15 protein-coding genes are annotated in these 21,873 nt (G+C 46.2%); 7 read left to right on the top strand and 8 right to left on the bottom strand.

Annotated features, from left to right (window positions below):
- Positions 1-28 precede the first annotated feature (28 nt).
- From B2W36_RS16065 to B2W36_RS16030, 8 genes are all read right to left on the bottom strand, one after another.
- Positions 29-1,900, bottom strand: a complete 1,872-nt coding sequence (locus tag B2W36_RS16065) for a type VI secretion system Vgr family protein (protein ID WP_293888698.1) — start codon at positions 1,898-1,900, stop codon at positions 29-31.
- Positions 1,901-1,985: 85 nt separating this feature from the next.
- The gene (gene tssD, locus B2W36_RS16060; protein WP_209579760.1) at positions 1,986-2,381 is read right to left on the bottom strand and encodes a type VI secretion system tube protein TssD; all 396 of its coding nucleotides are present in this window, start codon (positions 2,379-2,381) and stop codon (positions 1,986-1,988) included.
- An 82-nt stretch (positions 2,382-2,463) separates the two neighbouring features.
- Complete coding sequence (gene tssD / locus B2W36_RS16055) at positions 2,464-2,859, bottom strand: type VI secretion system tube protein TssD (RefSeq protein WP_120257239.1); 396 nt, start codon at positions 2,857-2,859, stop codon at positions 2,464-2,466.
- Between the two features lie 382 nt (positions 2,860-3,241).
- The gene (locus B2W36_RS16050; protein ID WP_293888696.1) at positions 3,242-5,161 is read right to left on the bottom strand and encodes a TlpA disulfide reductase family protein; all 1,920 of its coding nucleotides are present in this window, start codon (positions 5,159-5,161) and stop codon (positions 3,242-3,244) included.
- Entirely contained in the window at positions 5,154-6,518 is a 1,365-nt protein-coding gene (locus B2W36_RS16045; RefSeq protein WP_293888694.1) for a RagB/SusD family nutrient uptake outer membrane protein, read from the bottom strand. The genes B2W36_RS16050 and B2W36_RS16045 overlap by 8 nt, the downstream gene beginning before the upstream one ends.
- A 26-nt stretch (positions 6,519-6,544) precedes the next feature.
- Positions 6,545-9,790: a TonB-dependent receptor gene (locus B2W36_RS16040; protein WP_293888692.1), complete on the bottom strand. Its 3,246-nt coding sequence runs from the start codon at positions 9,788-9,790 to the stop codon at positions 6,545-6,547.
- A 39-nt stretch (positions 9,791-9,829) separates the two neighbouring features.
- Positions 9,830-10,882 (bottom strand): FecR family protein, encoded by a 1,053-nt coding sequence (locus B2W36_RS16035; RefSeq protein ID WP_293888690.1) that lies wholly within the window; start codon positions 10,880-10,882, stop codon positions 9,830-9,832.
- Between the two features lie 44 nt (positions 10,883-10,926).
- Positions 10,927-11,454 carry an RNA polymerase sigma-70 factor gene (locus B2W36_RS16030; RefSeq protein ID WP_293888688.1) on the bottom strand — a complete coding sequence of 176 codons (528 nt, stop codon included), beginning with the start codon at positions 11,452-11,454 and terminating at the stop codon, positions 10,927-10,929.
- A 331-nt stretch (positions 11,455-11,785) separates the two neighbouring features.
- Here B2W36_RS16030 and B2W36_RS16025 point away from each other — a divergent pair, with 331 nt between their 5' ends.
- The 7 genes from B2W36_RS16025 to B2W36_RS15995 all read left to right on the top strand — a co-directional run bounded on the left by B2W36_RS16025 (position 11,786) and on the right by B2W36_RS15995 (position 21,862).
- Entirely contained in the window at positions 11,786-12,943 is a 1,158-nt protein-coding gene (locus B2W36_RS16025; RefSeq protein WP_293888686.1) for a zinc-dependent alcohol dehydrogenase, read from the top strand.
- Positions 12,944-12,954: 11 nt separating this feature from the next.
- Positions 12,955-13,482 carry a hypothetical protein gene (locus B2W36_RS16020; protein WP_293888684.1) on the top strand — a complete coding sequence of 176 codons (528 nt, stop codon included), beginning with the start codon at positions 12,955-12,957 and terminating at the stop codon, positions 13,480-13,482.
- A gap of 145 nt (positions 13,483-13,627) precedes the next feature.
- Entirely contained in the window at positions 13,628-14,302 is a 675-nt protein-coding gene (locus B2W36_RS16015; protein ID WP_293888682.1) for an RNA polymerase sigma-70 factor, read from the top strand.
- A gap of 87 nt (positions 14,303-14,389) precedes the next feature.
- Positions 14,390-15,616: a FecR family protein gene (locus B2W36_RS16010; RefSeq protein ID WP_293888680.1), complete on the top strand. Its 1,227-nt coding sequence runs from the start codon at positions 14,390-14,392 to the stop codon at positions 15,614-15,616.
- A 249-nt stretch (positions 15,617-15,865) separates the two neighbouring features.
- A complete protein-coding gene (locus tag B2W36_RS16005) occupies positions 15,866-19,399 on the top strand; it encodes a SusC/RagA family TonB-linked outer membrane protein (RefSeq protein ID WP_293888678.1) in 3,534 nt (1,177 codons plus the stop codon).
- 11 nt (positions 19,400-19,410) lie between these two features.
- Positions 19,411-20,790 (top strand): RagB/SusD family nutrient uptake outer membrane protein, encoded by a 1,380-nt coding sequence (locus B2W36_RS16000; protein ID WP_293888676.1) that lies wholly within the window; start codon positions 19,411-19,413, stop codon positions 20,788-20,790.
- 127 nt (positions 20,791-20,917) lie between these two features.
- Positions 20,918-21,862 (top strand): ABC transporter ATP-binding protein, encoded by a 945-nt coding sequence (locus B2W36_RS15995; RefSeq protein WP_209579718.1) that lies wholly within the window; start codon positions 20,918-20,920, stop codon positions 21,860-21,862.
- The last annotated feature ends 11 nt before the right edge of the window (positions 21,863-21,873 follow it).

Raw genomic sequence — 21,873 nt, 5'->3', positions numbered from 1 at the left:
TATCTATGTCGTTCCTTTTACGCATGTGCTAAAAGAGTTTAGATTTCTCGACACTGTTTATTTCAATTGTTTTTCCGCTCTGCAAGGTCATGTTTTCCTTATTGCTAAAGATCGTCATTTCCGATGCCAGCTCGTTTGATGTTTCGGATTGTCGATTAAAATCTTTGCTGGCAATTTCTGTGCGATTGTCCGAATCTTCACTAATATCTCCGGTAGCGGTGAGCGAATAGTTATTGCCTGCAGTAGTTGCGATATCTTTAGACACAGATACGGTCTGATTGTTGCCAACAGACGTACTTTGATCTTTACCTACCTGTACATCCATATTTTCGGTGACATTAATCTGCATATTTTTACAGTTTAACGTCATATTTTCCAGTGCGGTAATGGTCACATTGCTGCCCTGGCTATCGATATGAACAATATTTCCTTTGATATCCGTTATTTTTATACCCTGTGTAGACTGACTATCGTCAAACTCAATCAGATGACCCGACCGCGTGGTAATGCTCTTAAGGTGGTTCTGAATCTGCGGGGTACTATCTGCCGTACTTTGGTTGTATAAGCTCCCCATTACAACAGGTCGCGCTACGCTGCCCTCTTCAAAAGCCACAATGACGTGATCACCAATTTCGGGGATCGAAAGGAAACCCCGATTGACACCCCGGTCGCCCGTACCTGCATTTGGGGTGATGATGCGCAACCATTCGGTTTCGTCATTATTAGCACACTGCCACTTGAAACGCACCCGTATCCTTCCCTGACCACTGGGGTCGTTGTTGTCCACGACATCTGCCATCTGCATATCTGCCTGTGGCCGGATATACTCACGCACCGGTATACGTTCTGTACTCGCTAAAATACCATTAAACCGATTGGTATAGCGGCCCACATCATCAAAGTGGTGTTCCACTTCGGTAATCAGGAATTTACCGAGGGTATCGGTTACAAAACTCAGATCCTGACGCAGGCTTGTCTCAATCTCTATCTGCGCACCAAGCCGGATAGCCGGTGAATCACTGTCGCACGACACCTGAAGCAACTGACCTACATTGGCCTCTTCCTGCTGCTGCACGATGCGCTGCAGCTCACCCTGTGTATCCACACGGATATCCAAGGGTTGACTAAACACTTTACTAAAGGTTTCGGAAGCCCGCTGCATGGCAAAAACCTGATCCGGATGACCATCCGATTTCACGTTGCTGGTACTTTCCAGCAACTGATCATGTTGAGGCAAGTAGCTAAAGCGGCGGTGGTTGACCGGACGGATCTGGATACCGTAATCGAGCCGGCTCACTTCGCGTCCATAGGTCACCTTTCCAGTGGGTAAGTCCGATGGTTTGCCAAAATGAAGGCGCTCACCATCGTAATAAAACCATTCGAGGTACTCGGCAGATAGGCGGTTGAGAAATTCAAAATCGCTTTCCCGGTATTGGATCAGGTAATCAATCGGTTCAGATCTACTGGGGTTTACATGCATATGTAGATCGTTCTGTACAACATCCTGGGTAGCCAACTTGACAATATCGCCGAGTGATTTTCCATAATAAGACCCCAGGTCTTTGCCACGATCGATCAATATGGTCGGGCTGTAGCCTTTAATTTGCAACACCCCTTGGTAACCATGGTTTTGCGTCAAGGAGACTTCGGTAATGATGCCCGAAAAATTTTGCATGTTTCCCTGCGCGTAGCCAAAAGAAATCGCCAGTGTACGCCCTACATAAGCGCGGCTATCCTGTAAATTAATCAACCCTGGAATACCGAGTTTACCGTGCTCTATTCGGAGTTCAAACTCGTGGTGGGCATTAAAACGCTGACGAATATTGAACGAAAGGAAATGCGACACTTCCTTTCCGTCAATATGCATCTCAATCAATAATTTTGGCTTATCAAAATACATAAATTAGCTGTTCATAGAGTTTACAAAAAAGACGGTCTTTCCTGCGATAGACCGTCTTTCCAAATTTCATGGTCTATTGCAGCTTTTAAGCCTTAGGCCAATCATTTTCCAGTGATGCATTTTGCATTTCCAGTACCCGTGATGACAGTACCAGGGATAGTGTCATGGGTTTATCGTTGGTGACCGAAATTCCTTCGTTGTATTGGATGATATAGGCGTCCTGAAATTTGAGTTCTTTCATAGTCGCATCTTCCTCACTCTTTTTAAACGTGATCTTGCCGTTTACAGTTTTATACTGATTGTTTACCATCGCTTCAATGACTGAGGTATCTTCGGTCGATTCGACCTCAACCGTAATTGTACCGCCATATACAGACGATGACGGACGTCCTTTAGAGTCCACATCACGGTGCAGGGAAAACCTGCACTGGATCACATCGTATTCTTTACTTCCTAATGTTAATCTTGTTTTAAATGACATAATCGTAATTTTTAATGGTTTAAAATTTAATTTTACTTACCTAAGCGTGCCTTATCAATCCACCTACGGATGTTTGTAAGGGTTACGCTTTTGGCCAGTCTTGTTCGCTTGTCGCTTCACCAATGCTGATGGAGCGCGCAGAAATCACAAATTTGTAGGTCATTGCATGCGATCCTACTATGTTGATTCCTTCCTCGTAGCGAATAATGTAACCATCTTCAAATCTGATTTCTTTCATTTTGGCATCTTCGTCCGGTTTTTTGATCAGCAATGTACCTGCAATAGGCTTGTATTGGTTGTTGACCATAGCTTCGATGACGGAAGTATCTTCTGTAGATTCTACTTCGACATTGATTGTACCACCATAAACTGAAGATGAAGGACGTCCCTTTGAATCGACGTCGCGGGTGAAGGAGTAGTCAGCATTCAGCACGTCATATTCGTTGCCTGAAAACTGAAGTCTTGCTTTGAAAGCCATAACTTTTGGTTTTAAGTTTAAAATAAATGTTGCGGTCTCTCCATGACCGTATGTCTCTAATTTACATCAAACTAAATACCAATTGAAAAAGTTTCGAATTAATAAATTGTTAAATACCGCAAAACAATCCCGTCAACAGTGTTTTAAAAGCAAAAAAAACGTATAAATACTGAAATTATTTTTTACACACAAAACAAACAAAGTGTAACAAAAGCAATACACAGTAGATAATGTACTTTGAAAACTGACACCCAAATAGATCGCTAAAAAAAAACCGCCAAAAGTTGCTATCTTTCTGGCGGCTTCTACATTCCGTGCAGCGTGGTCTTAATGCATTGAAAAGTTCTGCGTACAGCCTAATAATTCGGTTGATTGGCTTATTCTATTTATCCTCCAATTCTTTGAGGTATTCGATCATGGCATCCAAGCTCTGCAGTAGCTTTTCACCTTCAAATCCCACTTTCCGAAAGCGGATGTTCCCCTTTTTGTCCAGGATCAATGTTGTCGGAATCGATGTGATATCCAGCTTGCTACTGAGCTTTTTATCCTGATTGTAATAAAATGTAAAGTCAAATTCGGGATTGGCCTTTGCCCATTTGTACGCATCGTCCCAGCTGTTTCCACTGCCCGAATTGAGGACAACGAACTTCACCTGCGGATCATCCGCATATTTTTTGTATACCTGATGCAAATAGGGAAATGAGGCGATGCAGGGCTTGCACCAGGTTGCCCAAAAATCAATGATGACAATCTTGCCCTTCAGTTCCGTTTTGAGCAACGGTTTCTTTTCCATATCGACAATGCTGATATCCTCTGGAAATGGCGTACTGCCGATGATTTTCTGAAACTCCTTGTAATATGCTTGTTTCCATTGCTTGTCAAGCTTGCTAAAATAAGCCTGCCGTTCGGCAGCATTGTCCGTTCCGTTTTTAATGATCACTTTGTCGAGAAGCTGACGCGTCGCCGCATCAAAAGGAGCATAACGATAGGCTGCCTCCAATGCGGGTATTGCACTGTTTGGATCATTCCACTGCTGATACTGCATGGCCACTGCGCGGAGCAATGCCGCCGATTTGAGTGTAGGGATACTTTTAGTAAACCAGTCACGGGCCGCTTCGGGCTGGTTTAACTGCGCAAGGATAAGTCCCTGATTGGCCATAATTTCTGCTTTTACGGCATCAATCTTATCCGCCCTGGCCGGATCATGGGCCACCAGATAGCCCGTTTCGGGGAAATAGCGTATTAAACTTACCGGATAGGCCGCAACACTGTCGAGTAGATACAAATTGAGTTTGGCGGCATCTTGGAGCATCAGCTTATGATCCAATAGCAGTTGTACGTACTGGTTGTAAGCGCGCCATTTGTAGGGATCTTGTTCCCATCGGGTGATCAGGGGCAGGTATTTCTTGGCTTGTACGCTGTCGGCATGCTGTACATAGTAGCTAAAAAGATACTCGTACGCGCTACCATAAGCCGCCTCGTTTTCGGCCGTCTTGCGGGAAAGAAGCTGCCCGATCTTGGCAACCACTGCCGTGGAATCCTGCTCGCGAAACAATTTATTGAGCCGATAGGCTATGCCGATCTTCTTGTTGGGAAACTCGTCGATCACCACCTGGCGGATCGAATCTACTTTTTGATTTTGGCCGAGTATCAGATAACCCATGGTCACCTTGTTGAGGTTCCCTTCAAAGAGCGGATTGCTTCTAAATTTTTGTTCCACCACTGCCAAGCCTTTTTTTAACAGCTGCGCCTGTTGGTCGGCACTAGCGTTTTTCATATGTAGCACAATCAGGCGGAGCTTTGCCTCATAATTGTCGGGATATAAGCTCAGCTCCTTATTGAGGTAATATTCCTGTGTAGCAAGAATATGATCCGACGTCTTATCTTGGACCGGTACGCTATACGATTTACCCAGGTAATTACCGGAAATCAACCGACCATCCTTGTAAATATAGATCTCATATTGACTGCTATCGCTTGGCCGCTGTACAAATTTCTTTTCTTTGTCGGCGATGGTAAAACAGGAAAAGTTGGCGTAGGGCGGCAGTTTAAAGCGTACCCGCCACTTACCGCTTTCCCTTTGCATCGGCAAACGGCTCGGAAATTCATAAAAATTGGAATAGTTGAAGTCCACGAAAAATGGTCCGGCATTCTTAATTGCTGCAGATTGACTGGGGTCAAAGCTTATCGTCACCGTATCTCCAGCTGCTGCTTGCTGCGGAAGAACCGTCACCTGTGCCTGCGCGACGATGGTTGCCTGCAGTAAAATAAGCCACAAAGCATGTTTATATAGTCTAATCATTCTGTTGGAGGTTAGCATTTGTGATTAGGATAGCACTAGAGATGGGTATTTTGGTATCGCTTTCACTAAAGTCTGTTTTAATTTTTGAGAGTACAGGCAGCGCCCTGTTTGTTCGCACCAGGTCAAACCAACGGTGTCCCCATTCGCCGAGCAGTTCCAGCTGGCGCTCTTTTTCAAGTGCCAGGGCGATGCTCTCCTTGTCCATCGTTTGTGGCAATGCAGCAAGGCCGGCACGTTCGCGGATCTGGTTAAGGTCTTGCAGTGCCGCCGGCAACTTATTCTGGTTTAGCCGCGCTTCGGCACGGATCAGATACTGCTCGGCAAGGCGCAGCACGGTATTGTATTCGGTCACAGGTGCGCCTGTGCGCACCTTATACTTATACGGCATATAAAGCGTCTTATTATTGACCACATAAGGCTTTAACCACATCGCTTTACGTAAATCGTTCTCCTCATAGGCCGCTACCGTGGCATCATACACCTGATAGTAACTCCTTGCTGTAGCTACTGCCGGAACGATGCTGAAGCCTTCCCAGGTGTTGACCCCGGCAGTGGAAAGATTTACCGTCTGCAGTTGCCAGATCGCTTCTTTGCTGGTTTTCAAAAAAACGGTATTGAGATCGCGCGACAGTTCATATCGGTTATCCGCGATGACTTGGTCGGCCATCGCTTCGGCATTCGGCCAGTCTGCCTGGTAAAGGTATACCCGGGCCAACAGTGCATCCACCGCTTTTCTATTCGGTCGCGTACGCTCATTGCCCTGATAGTTATCCGAAATATCCACAGCAGCTTTCTTTAGATCGTCTACCATAAAGGCGTAAAGCGCTTCCCTGGAAGCCGGCCCCTTTTGATTGTTGGCTTCCAAATCTTTGGTATCCGTGATCAAAGGCACTTTATTGAAGAGGTTGCTCAGGTAAAAGTAATTGAACACGCGCGTAAAACGGGCCTCTGCCGATAACTGCGCTTTCACGGAGCTGCTGAGTGCCGACGCTTCGACACCTTCTATAATCTTATTGCTGTGATTGATATAGCTATAAGGTTGCGACCAAAGTCGGTCGAGATAAGACGTGGCCGGACTTAGTTTATTGTATTTGTATTCATCGTAGCTTGTAAAGGCTGAGTTATAATCGTCGGCCAGGCTGGACAGTACCATGGTCATCAGTCCACTGGCAAACTGGTTATTGTAGTTGTTCATACTGGTATAGAGTCCGCCCACGGTTGCTGTGGCCGTCTTTTCGTCACTGAAAGCCGACGCTGCCGCCACTTCCGTCTTGGGTGGGTCCACGGCCAAAAATTTATTGCAGGAGATGTTAAGCAGTGGTGTCGCAAAAAGGCTGTAGATGATATATTTGTTCATAGGATAAGTCTTTAGTTTTATGATCATTAAAAAGTGAGCTGAACCGCAAATGTATACGTGCGCATGGATGGCGTGGCGCTGTTCCGTACCGAACCAAAGGGATTGACATCCGAAACATAAGTGCGGTCAAATCCAGGTATCTCGGGATCCATACCCCTAAAGTTTGTCCAGGTAATGAGGTTCTGCGCATTAAATTGGATCAATGCCCGACTGATATGGATTCGCTGCGTCCATTTAGAAATGTCGTAACTGAGCGATACATTTTTTAAGCGGATGAAAGACGCATCGTCCCAAACCGCGGACGAATACCGGTAGTAATTGCGATAAGCGACATTGGCTTCGTTGGCACTATTTGCCGTAGCACGTGGTACATCTGTCAGGTCTCCGGGCTGCTGCCAGCGATCTAACACATATTCATCCAGATTGGCCAATCCACCAATAGTCGTGGCCTGAGGCCCATACCCAATGGACGGCCCCTCCTGTTTGACAAACTGAAAGAGGAATCCAAGGCTCACATCGCCATAAGTCAGATTATTGCCCATACCACCATAGTACCTTGGCAGAAGTGAACCCAGCGTCACATAGTCATTGAAATCGCTGATTTTGCCATCACCATCCACATCCCGAAATTGGGCGATCCCAGTTTGCGGATCGACCCCTGTAAACTCAAATCCACGGACGATACGCGTAGACTCGCCTATGACGTATCGTCGTGCATCGCTGCTGCTCTCCAAGCCGGGATATTTTAGCAGGGTATTGGAAGGGAAAGTGATATTGAAATTGGTTTTCCAGCTGAACTTTTCCTTCTGGATATTCACGCTGCTCAGCTCTAACTCAAAGCCCTTATTTTCAATCAGTGCGGGTGTATTACCAAAATAAGAATTATAGCCGGTCTGCGGTGCGAGCACGATATTGATCAGCTGATTATCCGATCTATTGTTGTAATAATTGGCCGTAAGGAATATACGATCTCTGATGAAACCCAAGTCGAGACCCAGTTCTTTCTTTTTAATTTCTTCCCATCCAAAATTGGGATTAAACACCCGGGTTGGATAAAGCCCCGTGATGCCCTGGTAGGCAAAGCCCGTTCCCCAGGTATCCAGGTACTGGTAATCGCCGATCTGGTCATTGCCCGTCACTCCCCAGCTGGCACGTAACTTTCCGAAGCTCAAGATAGACTGATCCTGGAGAAATTCTTCGCTGCTGAACACCCAGGCTGCCCCGATCGACCCAAAATTACCGTACTTATTGTTGGGCCCAAAGCGGGAAGAGCCATCCCTTCGGTAGTTGAAATTCAACAGATATTTGTCGGCATAGGCATAATTGATCCGGCCAAATGCAGACTGGTAGCGGTAATCAGCATACTGGTTGTTACGCAAGACGAGAATTCCTGCGGCAGCCCTATTGGCTAACTGAGAATCACTTGGATAACTACTACCATCTAAATAGTTACCTTCGCTGACCCGCTGCTGCCAGGTACCGCCCAACAGGAGCTTCAAATCGTGCTTACCGAAAGCTTTGCTGTAATTTAACTGTGGCTCTACGATATAGGACTGGTAATCCGAATTTCCGTAAGAAGCCATTGAACCCGTACTTGTCAGTGGATTAAATCCCGCATTGGGCAGCAGGCGTGTCTGGTCCATGCTTTTGAGGTTGTAGCCCACATTGACTTTTGCGACCAGTTCGGGTAAGATCGCATATTCGGCAGAAAAGTTGGCCAAAAGGGATTTTGATTTCGAAACACTCGAGCGTTCCATATAGGCGGCGGGATTCTGTAAACTCTGTTGGAACCAATAATAGCCGCCCTTTTCATCATATAAAGGATAGTTGGGCGCCAGGTTATAAAACTGCGCAATATCGGTCGGTACGGTATTATTACGGTCCAGGTTAAGGTTGAAACTGCTGTTGAGCTTAAATCGCTGATCTTTGGACTGCGTAGACAAGTTCAACAGCGCACCACCGCGCTGATAATTCTTATTGCCCGGCAAGGGATCCCCCTGACGATTGAAATTGGCACTGGCCAGGTATTGGGTATTTTCGTTACCTCCGGAAAATGACAGCTGATAGGTCGAGAAAGGAGAAGATGCACCATAAAACTCCTTTTGCCAGTCGCTGTAGGCGGATTGATCCCAAGTGAGCAGATCCGGTGCATTATCTGCTGTCGCTTTCCAGTTATCGTTTTTAAAGCCTTCTTTCCGGATTTCCAAATATTGCTCGGTATTGAGCATCTTCAGGTTTCGAATGGCTTTACCGGAGCCCACATTGGCATTAAAGTCTATTTTAAGACCGCTCTTATTTCCCTTTTTCGTTGTGATCAGGATCACTCCATTACCACCGCGGGAGCCATAAATGGCTGTTGCATCGGCATCCTTCAGCACATCGATGCGTTCAATATCCCTTGGATTGATCAGGCTGAGCGGACTTTGGTTGCCATTGGCCGAGGTAAACTGGTTCATGCTTTCGTCCGAAAATGGAATACCGTCGATGATGTAAAGGGGGCTACTGCCATTGCTTAAAGAATTGACACCCCGGAGTTGCACCTGAAAGGAGCTGCCCGGCAAGCCCGAATTGGAAGCGATATTGAGTCCGGAAACACGCCCCTGCAAGGCCGCCAAGGGGTCTAGTACCGGTTGTGTTTCGATCTCCCTGCTCGTGACGCTAGATACCGAACCCGTATTTTTGCGTATCGAAGACGTCCCGTAACCGATTACCACTACCTCATCCAGGTTACCGGGATCTACTTCGAGACTGATGTCGATGATACCCTTAGCCTGAACCGTGACTTCCTTGCTGCGGTAGCCCACATAACTCAAAAGTAGTATATCATCCTGCTGCAGGCCATTTAAACTAAAACGACCGTTAGCATCGGTCATCGTACTAGCTACCTTATTTTTAACGCGTACACTAACCCCTTCAAGCGCTGCACCGGATCCATTGCTGACCCGACCGGAAATGGTCATCTGGACCGCCTTTGCAGCCCCCTTCCCCTGGAGCACGATGGTATTTTTGACAATTTGGTAGCGTATGCCTTTAGCTGAGAACGCCTGCCTGAGGAGTTCAGGAATATTGGCGTTGTTTAAATTGACATCTACTGGTAGATCCGGATTGATCTCATTGGGATCATACACAAAGCGATAATCGCTGTGTTGCTCAATGGATTTGACGAGCTGTTTAAATCGGACATGGTCAATCGACTTGTCTGCCTGCTGGCTCAAGGCATAGCCATTCACATGCATCAGCATCAATAGCAGGGTTTTTACGGACTTTTTCATAAGGTATTTAGATTGAAAATTCGTTTGTTACGTTTTTGGTTAGGGAATAAGCAAGAGTTCGTTTTTTTCGATGGTATAATTTATACCGGCGAAGCGTAAAATCTTCAACACTTCTTCAAAGGATTCTTTTTTGCTGATTTTTCCACTTAGGACTTTATTTTTGTAGGCAGGCGACAGGCTATAGGTGAAATTGTACCAACGGGCGAGATCCGCTAAAATCTCAGGCAACGGTGTCTGGTCAAATTCAAAGTACCCGTCTTTCCAGTTGGCTATATCGGGCTGGCTGTTTTCCGCCAGCCGCTGGAAGGCTCCATTCAGCACATTCAGCTGGATCCGCTGTCCGGGCAGCAGAATCTCGTCCAGGCCAGCATTGCTGACCCGTATTTTCCCTTCGTCAAGCTGGGTCGTTAAAAGCGCGTTGTCCTTTGGATACAACTTCACGTTGAAAGCTGTCCCCAGTGCTTCGATACGGGTGTTCCCCACGTGCACAATAAAAGGTTTCGCTTTATTTTTGGCCACCTTAAAATAAGCCTCACCTTCCAGAAATACCGAACGTTTATGTTCATTATACCCCGGTTCAATTTTGAGCTTGCTGTCGGCATTTAACCACACCAGCGTACCATCCGGAAGTTCCATTTTAAATTCCTGTCCCTTTTTGGTTTGCAGGGCCACGTTGCTATCTTTATGCCGATCGAGCCATTCGGGGCTAAACGGCGTTTCCTTACTCAGGCTCACCACCTCATTTCCGATCAACAGATCGGCCTGAAATTGACCAATACTAAATGGCAATGGCTGCGGAGTTTGCTGCCGCGGGGAAAAGAAGTATATCGCCGCACCGGCCATCAAAAAAAACACCATACTGGCCGCTACCTTCAGATAGGCTTTTTTATGGCGTTTAGCCCGCCATTCAGGACCAAAAATATGCTGTTGGAAAAACCGGTCTTCGGCAGCCAGATCCAGTTCGGGAATGTCTTTTGCATTATTTTGCCGGCTGAGCTGATTGTACCAACTTTCGACAAGTGCAATTTCCTCAGCGCTGCACGTGCCCTGCTGGTACTTTTGCAGTACTTGTTTTGATATGCGTTGTTTCATAGGTGCTATCCTGTTTACCGTTTAGAAGACAGGATAGTGCGCGTTTAGTGGTAGAAAAAAATGAAAATAGTTCGTATTTTTTTTCTCAAAACCGTCAACGCATTGTAAATCTGCTTTTTGACTGTCTGCTCAGAGATCTCAAGTTCTGCGGCGATCTCCCGATAACTCCGCTGCTCGAATCGACTTTTTTTGAAGATCAAAGCCATTTTGCGGGGCAGCTTTTCAATCGCTTGATCAATTTGCTCCGCTAATTCTTTTTCCCGCAACAGATCGTCGGGCATCACTTCAAATGTTGGGGCTGCGTGCTCGAGGTAAGTCTCATATTTCCGACCCACATCCTGGCTGGCAATGCGGTTAATGACCAGATTACGGGCGGAGCGATAAAGATAAGCCTGATACGAGTGTACGATTTCCAGATGCGCCATGCGATCCCAGAGATTCGTAAAAATTTCCTGCACAATATCACGTGCCTCGTCCTGGTCATCCAACATTCGGAAAACATGCACATACAGCTTGCCCCAATTTTCCTCATAAAGTTGGGTAAACAATTGTCTGACATGCGTTACGTTCATCCTGATGGTTTAGCTATAGTTGATAAGTCAAAATTAGGCTTTATTTTTAGCAAAGTCAATTGATGATGGATTTCTAATAAAACCTGTAAAATAATGCAATTTCAACATTGCTTTATTGGAGCGGTGCCCGCTGCACCACCATTTATCCGTACAATCGGTCATTAAATGGGTTAGCATCTCTTGTTAATAGGCAGAGATGTTCTAAATACGTTGTCTACGTATAAGTCCCCTATCGGTAAAATAGGCAAACGAATGGATCACCACATTCCTTCCTAAGTAAGTGTCATCGAACGGACGCTGGCTTTTTTGACAGTTTAAAAATTTAGGAATTATGCTTGCAATGAATTACCGGGGGCCCTATCGCGTACGTGCCGATAAAAATGCCCCCATGCCAGAGATACTCCATCCGCAGGATGCCATCGTGCGGGTATTGCGCTCCTGTATCTGCGGGTCTGACTTGCATCTTTACCATGGTCTAGTACCAGACACCCGGGTGGGTTCTACCTTTGGACACGAGTTTATCGGTGAAGTGGTTGAGGTAGGCGCTGGAATAGAAAATTTAAAAGTTGGCGACCGGGTGATGGTGCCTTTCAATATTGCCTGTGGTAAATGTGCCTTCTGTCGGCAGGAGCTGTATGGCAACTGCCATGAATCCAATCCTGAAGCGACTGCGGTAGGCGGTATCTTTGGCTATTCCCATACTGCGGGTGGTTATGCAGGTGGGCAAGCCGAATATGTTCGGGTGCCCTACGCAGATGTTGGTCCGGTCGTCATTCCCGACTGGATGGATCCCGACGATGCGGTTTTGCTGACCGATGTTGTACCTACAGGTTATCAGGCGGCCGAAATGGCGGGAATTCAACCCGGAGATACGGTGGTGGTCTTTGGTGCCGGTCCAATTGGTATTATGGCTGCCAAGTGCTCCTGGCTGTTCGGGGCTGCCCGCGTGATTATAATCGACCATGTCGACTATCGGCTCGAATTTGCCGAACGCTACGCCCAGTGTGAGGCAGTCAATTTCCGCTCCATAGGCGATCCCGTCGTTTTTATCAAAACGGTCACCGATTCACTCGGCGCTGATGTATGCATCGATGCGGTGGGCTGTGAGGCGGCAGGTAACACCATGAATAGTCTTCTGGGAAGATACCTGATGCTACAGGGCGGATCGACCACGGCATTGCATTGGGCGATTAATAGCGTAAAAAAAGGGGGTATCGTGTCTATTGTGGGCGTCTATGGCCCTACAAATAGTTTGGTTCCTATTGGTAATGTGTTAAATAAAGGAATCACCATACGGGCTAATCAAGCTTCGGTGAAGCGGCTGCTGCCCAAACTGATCCAACATGTAAAGGATGGCGTTATCAATCCCAAAGAGCTGATTACACATCGGGTTCCGCTCGAAGAAGTCGGTGATGCATATCACCTCTTCTCTTCCAAATTGGACGATTGTATCAAAACTGTGTTAATTCCACCATCGGCTTCGATTTAAGATATTTTACTATGATAACAGATCAAACTACACCCGAAGATTTTATCAACGATAGACAATCGGAATATGGGCATATCAAGGGCTGGGCAATCGATTTTGACCCCAAAAACGACCCCACCTATCCCATCAAAAAACGAAACAACCAAGAACATCAGGGCTATTCGTGGCAGCGCCCCCCATTGCAGGAAGAAACGGTTGAGATACTGCATTCTGTTGAACGCCCCAACCTAACAGCAGTTTATGGAACGGGCAATCCACCCAAAGGACTGAGTGGCGCCATTCGACGGATTGCCTTTACGTATAGCGAATCCAGCTACGGCCGCTGGCTCCCGCTGGTACTGGCAGACCGTGTCGATATGCTGGAAGGTGTTGTTGAAGACATCGCGAAAGGCCATCTTCCCAATATCGCCAAAGAACTTGGACTAGGTGCCGAATGGAAGTATAATAAAAAAGCTTTCATAGGGAAAACTATTGTCGCTGGGCTATTGATTGGATTAGTAGCTTTTCAGCTTTGTTCGAAAAGGGAAAATAAAAGATAAACTAATTATACCAAATCCATTCTGTTGCTATTGATAAGCAACAGAATGGATCTTGGGTATCTCGAGGTCGTCTCCCCAATGACCCCGTCTAGAAAGTTGAATTTTCGCAAAAAATTCACACTTATTTTATTAAAAAGTTATATTTGTGTTATTAATTGATGAAGTTTGGCAAAAAAGCTGGGCCGGATTTCTGTTATTCACCTTAGAAAAACGTACTACACACAACATGCAGGACAACGATTACGCCATACTATCCGATGGGATCTTGGTTGATCTGATTCGCCAGGATGACGAGAAAGCTTTCTCTGTCATTTACCAGCGCTATAGTATGCCTTTGTACGTCCATGCAAACCGATTTATTCGCGATCGCGAAGAGGCAAAAGATATCCTTCAAAAAGTATTTGTCAAGATCTGGTCGATACGTAACAGGCTGCCGACAGATATCAAGCTTTCCGCTTATCTCTATCAAATCGTTAAAAATGAATTGATCAATCATATTTCGCACAGCAAAGTGGTGGATAAATACTTAGAAAGTATGTCTTCTTATGCATCCACCTACGTAGCAGATACCGATCATGTGATACGCGAGAAACAATTGCAGGACATCATTGAGCGAGAGATCCAAAATCTTCCAGAAAAAATGCGTGAAATATTTCAGTTAAGCCGTAAGCAGTACCTTAGCCACCGGGAAATTGCCGAAAAACTAGGCATCAGCGAAAAAACAGTAAAGAATCAACTATCCAATGCGCTCCATTTGTTGCGCCAAAAGTTGCCCTTGCTTCTGTTTATGCTTGCTTTTTTTCCGGACCAATCTCAGTAGTCCTATTTCTTTTAAAAAAAAATCATTTTGATCTGGGACCTGTTGCCGAGTTAACTGTTATACTCCAAAACAACAACACCATCATACGTGAGAGAACCGTTAAAAGTAGATCGTGATCTACTCAAAAGATATGCATCAGATCAATGTTCGGATAGCGAAAAAGCCTTTGTGGATGATTGGTATATCAGCCATGCAAAACAGCTTCCTGATTTTGATCTAACAGCCCAAGAATTGCAGGCGGATCTTTCCGATATCTGGAACGGCATCGACACCGACATCCATCTACAGCATCCATCCAGATCCAATTGGAAGAAATGGTTTGCAGCAGCGGCATCTATTGCTGTCATTGCCTGTTCTTCCTATTATTTCCTTAGACATAATTCCACCTCCTCATCCCAGGGTAATAGCAGTGAAATACGTAAGACAGAAGTTGTAACAAGTTCAGCCGTTAATGAAAAGGTTCTCCCCATTCCGCCAGCAAGCAGTGGTGCTTCCTTGATTTTGTCGAACGGTGAACAAATCGACCTGAATAAAATTAATGGTTCTTATAATCGAAAAGACCACGAAATTCTCATCGACTGGAGCGATAACGAACAACTTGTTTACCAGAACGATGATTCCAAAAATAACAGCCAAGCCATACTAAGCAATACACTTGTGGTACCAAAGGGCAATACTTACAAAATTCGGCTTGGGGATGGTACGCAAGTCACACTCAACGCGGATAGTAAATTAACTTTTCCGATACGGTTTACAGGTGCCAAACGCGAAGTGACCCTAGAGGGCGAAGCGTACTTCGAAGTGAGCAAACGGCAAATTAGTGCGGGCGATAAAATGATCAAGCAGGAATTTATTGTCCACGCCGGACAAAATGCCATTCAGGTTTTAGGTACAAAGTTCAATGTCAAAGCTTATCGCGAAGACAAACAGCAAAGTTTTACCCTGGAAGAAGGAGCTATTGCCTTAAACAATCCTACCAATCCAGCCCCTATCCTATTAAAACCCGGTCAAAAAATCATACAGACAGGCAACGAATTTACACTGCTAGAAGTCGACCTCACGAAAGATCTTTCTTGGAAAAACGGCGATTTTTACTTTGATTCGGCTACGTTACAAGAGATCATGGCCCAGATATCAAGATGGTACAATATCGACGTAGCGTACCTTGGCCCGATCAACAACCAACGGTATATCAGCAGTATATCGCGTAAGAAAACTTTACAGGAAGTACTTGAAATATTAGAAACTACCACCGGTATAAAATTTGAAATCCGCACGGTAGACAAAGAAAGGAGGTTGATGGTAATACCCTAACGAAAGAAAAACCACGATTTCAAAATAAATCTAGAGGCGTTGCACCGCCCCTAGAACTGATTTTTGAATTCACGCCTAGCATTATTACGAAATTATGAACTGCATGACATGTCTCCTTGTCAAGAGGGACATCCATGTCCAAAAATCAACAAACAAATGTATCAATATTTTTTTGCTAATGAAAAGTATCAGGTAAATCAACCGACCCACAGACCGCCTATCTTTTCCAACTTTATAATCAAATTGCTTATGCGATTTCAATTATTTTGCATGTTGTTTTTGGTTTTGTTTTTACAAACAGCCACGGCCCTGCATGGCCAAAACAAAATCAACCTAAATGTCAAACGTGCCAGCCTTGAGCAGATCCTGCAACAGGTACGTACACAGACTGGGTACGATTATGTGATCCGTCCCGAACACAACAAATCGTTCTCAGCACTCACAATCAACTTAAGTGACCTTGAACTTACCGAGGTGCTTGCGCTCTGCTTTCAAGGGCAGTCGCTGGGCTTTATTGTTCGAAACAATACCATTATTGTCACCGATCAGCAGCAGCAACGCACCATTAATGGAATCGTTACCGATACGCAACAAAGGCCACTTGCCGGAGCAACTGTACGGATCAAGGGCACCCCTAACCAAACGCGAACAAATGGAAAGGGAATATTTGTATTATCCAATGTTGCCAGCGATGCCATACTCGAAATTAGCTACTTGGGTTATGAAGTACGGCAGATAGACCTCAGCGGTACTCCTGCGAGCAACCTGGGACCGTTATTTGTCCTAAAACAACAGATTGCTGCGCTCGATGAAGTATCTGTTATGGCAAATACAGGGTATCAAAAGCTCGACCCCAGCAAAGCCACAGGCTCTCTGGTGGTTATAGATGACAAAAAAATACAGGAAAGTCCGGCTTTGAGCCTGATCGAACGATTGGAAGGGCAAATTCCTGGCGTTCAATTTGACACGCGCACCAATAGCATCCTCGTACGCTCGCCAAATACCTTTTCCAGTACGTCCAGTACACCGCTGATCGTTATCGACGGATTTCCGGCGATGGAACAACAATTGAGCAGCAATCCGACAGGATCAGGCAGCCGCCTTTCGGCCACCAGTACAAGTGCCGGTATACTCAACAATTTCAATCCCGACGATATCGCCAGCATCACCGTACTGAAAGATGCCGCCGCAGCCTCTATCTGGGGATCAAGAGCTGCTAATGGTGTAATTGTGATCGAAACAAAGGCGGGGAAAATGGGAAAAAATAGCATCAACTTCTCTTCCACACTCGGAACCTCTGCTCCACCAAACCTGCATAATTTACGGAACATGAATGCTGCTGAATATATCGACTTTGAAAAAGAGCTCTTTGATCATAATTTTTATTACGATCCTGCCTCTGGCTGGCGTGCACCAAATCGCTCCGACGCCATCATGACGATGTTCCGCGCCAAACGCGGCGAAATCAGCACCGACGAAGAAAGTAGCATCCTTGGTCAGCTGGGACAAATGGACAACCGTCAGCAGATCCGCGATCAGCTGTTACAGGCCGCGCAAAGCCAACAATATAACCTATCGTTTAACGGTGCTGTGCAGGGAGCGCGCTATTATGCGTCGGCCGTGTATTCAAAGGACAGACCGATCTACCGGGAGAACAATGCCAATAACATGTCCTTGACTTTCAATATCGAAAACAATTATTTTAACAACAAGCTAAAAGTATCCTTAGGACTCAACCATATCATTCAGAAAAGCAAGGTGAACAACGCTGCAATTCTTGCCATCAGCCCGGGTACTTTTGGACTCACTCCCTACAATATGTTATTGGACGACAATGGAAATAGCATCAGCCGCTATTTTGCTTTTACTCCGCAGGTTGCCCAACAGCGTTTTGAAAGCCAAGGGTACTTACCATGGTCGTATAACCACCTGGATGAACTGAACCTCAGCAGCGACAGATACGACAATAACTTGACGCGCTTCACCGGTCAATTGACTTACTATCCCTTGAGCTGGCTGAATGCATCGTTAGCAGGATCCTATCAAAAAGGCCTCCGTAATATGGAAAGCCTCCGCGATGGCGACAGCTATGAAATGCGCAACCTGATCAATAACGGTACCACACTCAGCAGCACGGGCAAACTGACCTATGGGGTTCCTTTGGGCGGCAAATACCTCACTTCTAACAGCAAAACAGACGATTACTCCCTACGCTTCCAATTGGATGGAACCAAAAAATTTAACGATATCCACCAGATAGACCTATTTGCCGGTAGCGAGATCCGCCAGAGCCAGATGATGGGCTATCTACAAACACGTTATGGTTTTGATAAAGATACCTATCAGTCTACTGTCATCAATCCGACGGTGCCTTACAAGGATATCTACGGCGCCAATAAGACATTAAATATACAGGATGCCCCCATCAATATCGACCGCATACGCTACCTGAGCTACTACGCCAACGCAGGATATACACTGCTTGAGAAGTACTTTTTAACCAGTAGCCTACGTTTTGACGATGCAACGATTATCGGTATCGACCGTTCGAAACGCGCTAAACCCTTTTGGTCTACCGGCTTGCGCTGGGACCTACACCGGGAAAACTTTATGCGTGCGCTGCCCTGGATAAATGCACTTAGCTGGCGTGGAAGCATTGGTACAGGAGGATCTGTACCGCGTGACGGTACCTCATACACCTTGTATTCAGCTTCCATAACCGATTTTTATACCCAGCTTCCAACAGGATCTATCAGCATTCCGGCCAATCAGCTGCTGGGCTGGGAAACCACACGGACGTTTAATACCGGACTGGATTTCACTGCCCTAAAAAGCCGTTTGACGGTTAACCTTGATTATTACATAAAAAGATCTTACGGTATTGTTGCTTCCGTACCATACAATGCAACCTATGGATGGTCAAGCCTGGCTTTCAACACCGCCAATATGAAAAGTCAGGGTATTGACCTGAGCATTCAGGGGCAGATCGTTCAAGGACCAAACTGGAGGTGGAATAGTGCTTTCAACCTAGCTTATAGCAACAACGAAGTGACAGACGACCGTTTTCCAAATACGTTGAAGACCCCAGGTGAGACCTCCACACCAATTGAAGGCTATCCTATTGATCAAATCTTTGCTTACCATTGGGCGGGGCTCGACAACAAAGGCCGCTCCCAAATTCGTGACGGCCAAGGCAAGGTCTTCGATTCAGAAGCCTCTACCGATGATTTTAAACCGACTGACCTACGGTATATGGGACGCATGAATGCACCTTATTTTGGTGGCTGGACAAACACCGTTTCGTACAAGAACTTTAGTTTTACAGCGCGCATGACAATGAAATTTGGTCACAAAGTGCGTTGGAAAGAAGTCAATTCCGCTCAATATCCGAGCAATACAGCAGGTTTTGATGGCTATCTGGCCAACAGCAAGGCTTTGGTAGACCGCTGGCGTAAGCCCGGAGATGAGGCCCATACCGATATACCTGGCGTCATCAATACCAACCTCAATAGCATACAACGGTTTGAATACGCCGACATCAATGTCATCGATGCCAGTCACATCCGCCTGCAGATGCTCGCCCTAAACTATAGCTTTCCGGCCAGCCTGCTAGGCAACAACAAGGCCATCAAATCGTTGAGCATAGGCGCCACGGCGACCAATCTCGGCCTTTTGTGGAAGAAGACAGACCGCGATATCGACCCCGATTATATGTTTGACGGTAGCTATGCCAGTATGCCGCCCGTCACGAGCTATGTATTTCGCATCAATATGGGATTTTAAGAATTATGAACATGAAACACAAGATTATCACCTTCGGCCTTGCCGCCATATTTGTTTCCAGCCTGGCATCCTGCCGTAAATTCGTGGAGATAGACCTGGTCGGCAAACGTGAACTTAAATACACACAGGACTATCAGAGCCTGCTCAATAACAGCACCTCGGTAGAGCGATCGTATTACTGGCCGGTCCTGGCCAGCGACGATATCTATGGATCGGATGACGCTTATTTGAATACGCTTTTTCTGACCGACGCCAATGCCTATAGCTGGAAAAGCGACATTGTCGGCGACAACAATGAAGATCCGGACTGGGCAGACCAGTACAAACAAATTTACCTGTTCAATCAAGTTGCAACAGAGATTATGGGCAGTCAGGGCGGAACGGACGCCCAAAAGAGAAATATTTTGGGCCAGGCTAAGGTACATCGCGCGCTCAATTATTTTAATCTGGTCAACAGCTACGCCAAGCAGTACGATGCTTCAACAGCCCATACTGACCTAGGCATTCCGCTATTGACAAGTCCCGATCTATACGCCAAGTTAGACCGTAAACCGGTGGAAACAGTATACACGCAGATTATTGACGATCTGACTTCGGCTATTCCAGACCTTCCCGAGCAGGCGAACTTTAATATGCTCGCATCGCGGTCGGCTGCGGAAGCTATCCTGGCACGCGTTTATCTACAGATGCGCGACTATGGCAACGCACTGTACTATGCAGAGCTTGTACTGGCCAAGCCAGCGTATAAACTGATCGATCTCAAACAGTACAAAGCTACACCAAATAGCTATCCGAATATCCTGAATGATACGGAAGAGATTTTGATAAAAAGCTTGCGTAATTCATTCCCCACCCTGTCCTTAAATCCCGAGTTACTGGCGCTGTTTGAACCTGGCGACCTTCGTGCTACCCTCTTTACGGTCGACGGTAGCGTATTTACCTGGAGCCCTTTCAAGGGCAAAGCGTATAATAAACACCGCATTATCTCGGCCAACGGCAAAGTGACCAGTGGCCCAACGCTTCCCGAGCTGATGCTTATTAAAGCAGAGGCGCTGGCCCGCGACAATGACCGTTCTGCAGAAGCGGTAGCTGTATTAAACACCCTCCGAAGCAAGCGCTTTGAAGACGGCGCATACAAGCCACTGCAGGCGATGGATCAACAGGCTCTCCTCAAGATCGTCATCAACGAGCGGCGAAAAGAACTGATGGGAAAGGGTTTGCGCTGGTTTGACCAGAAGCGCCTTGCCGCCGAACCTGGCTTTATTACTACACAGACCCGTACGTACAAAGGTGAGTCATTTACCCTGGCCCCCAACAGCAATCGGTATGTCCTGCCTATTGCATCCAAATACATTGTTTTAAATCCTGAAATCATTCAGAATCCGAGGTAACAACAACATCATATATGATCCCCACTGCTAGCGGACGTACAACGTATTTCCGCAGGCAACAGACACAGTGTGCATGGCAACATAAACACCGTGTCCGGGGATTACTCATACCAAAATCAACGATAACATGAGCACAGCAAACGACACTCCCATTGTTCAGGTGGTAGATCTTTCCCATCGATACAACGTCCAATGGGCTATCCGTGACATTAATTTTGAAGTTCAAAAAAATGGCATCTATGGCCTATTAGGAGCCAATGGAGCGGGAAAATCTACGACCATGAATATCATGTGCGGCGTAGTAAATCAGTCGCACGGTGAAGTTTTTATCCGCGGCATCAGCATGGCACAGCATCCGGTAGAAGCAAAGAAACATATTGGTTTTCTACCACAACAGCCACCGTTGCTTCCCGAGTTGACCGTAGAGGAATATCTCATCCACACGGCAAATTTACGTCTAATGGCACCCGAAAAAATACCAGCTGCCATCGAACGTGTGCTGTCTAAATGCAGCATTGCCCATTTTCGCCATCGGCTGCTCAAAAACCTGTCTGGCGGCTACCAGCAGCGGGTAGGAATAGCCCAGGCGATCATTCATGAGCCTGATTTCGTGGTGCTGGATGAACCGACCAATGGTCTTGACCCCAACCAGATCCTCGACATCCGGCACCTCATCCGAGAGATCGCAACAGAACGCACCGTTGTGCTATCCACACATATCCTGCAAGAGGTACAGGCGTTGTGCGATCATATCTGGATGATCCACGAGGGCCGCATGATATTCTCCGGTTCACTTGAAGAATTTGACAACCAAGTTGCCCCCAATAGTGTTGTTGTCAGCCTAATATCTCCGCCATCCATGGAGGAATTTCAGCAGCTCCCGGGTTTTGTTGACATGGAGCCTTTAGGCAACATTAAGTTTCGCATACGCTCCACCAACACCCAGGAACTCGTCGAAGCCTTGGTTGAAAAAAGCGTCCAGGAAAAATGGAATCTGATCGAGATCTATTCCGAAAAAAGTTCGCTCGAGACCGTATTTGCCGAAATGACTCGAAAAAGAAGAAAAGTATAATTCAATCCAAC

Origin of the sequence: Sphingobacterium sp. UBA3549, assembly GCF_002376635.1 — a bacterium.
GTDB lineage: Bacteria > Bacteroidota > Bacteroidia > Sphingobacteriales > Sphingobacteriaceae > Sphingobacterium.
Note: the sequence above shows the minus strand (reverse complement) of the source record. Positions and strands in the feature narration are given on the sequence as shown.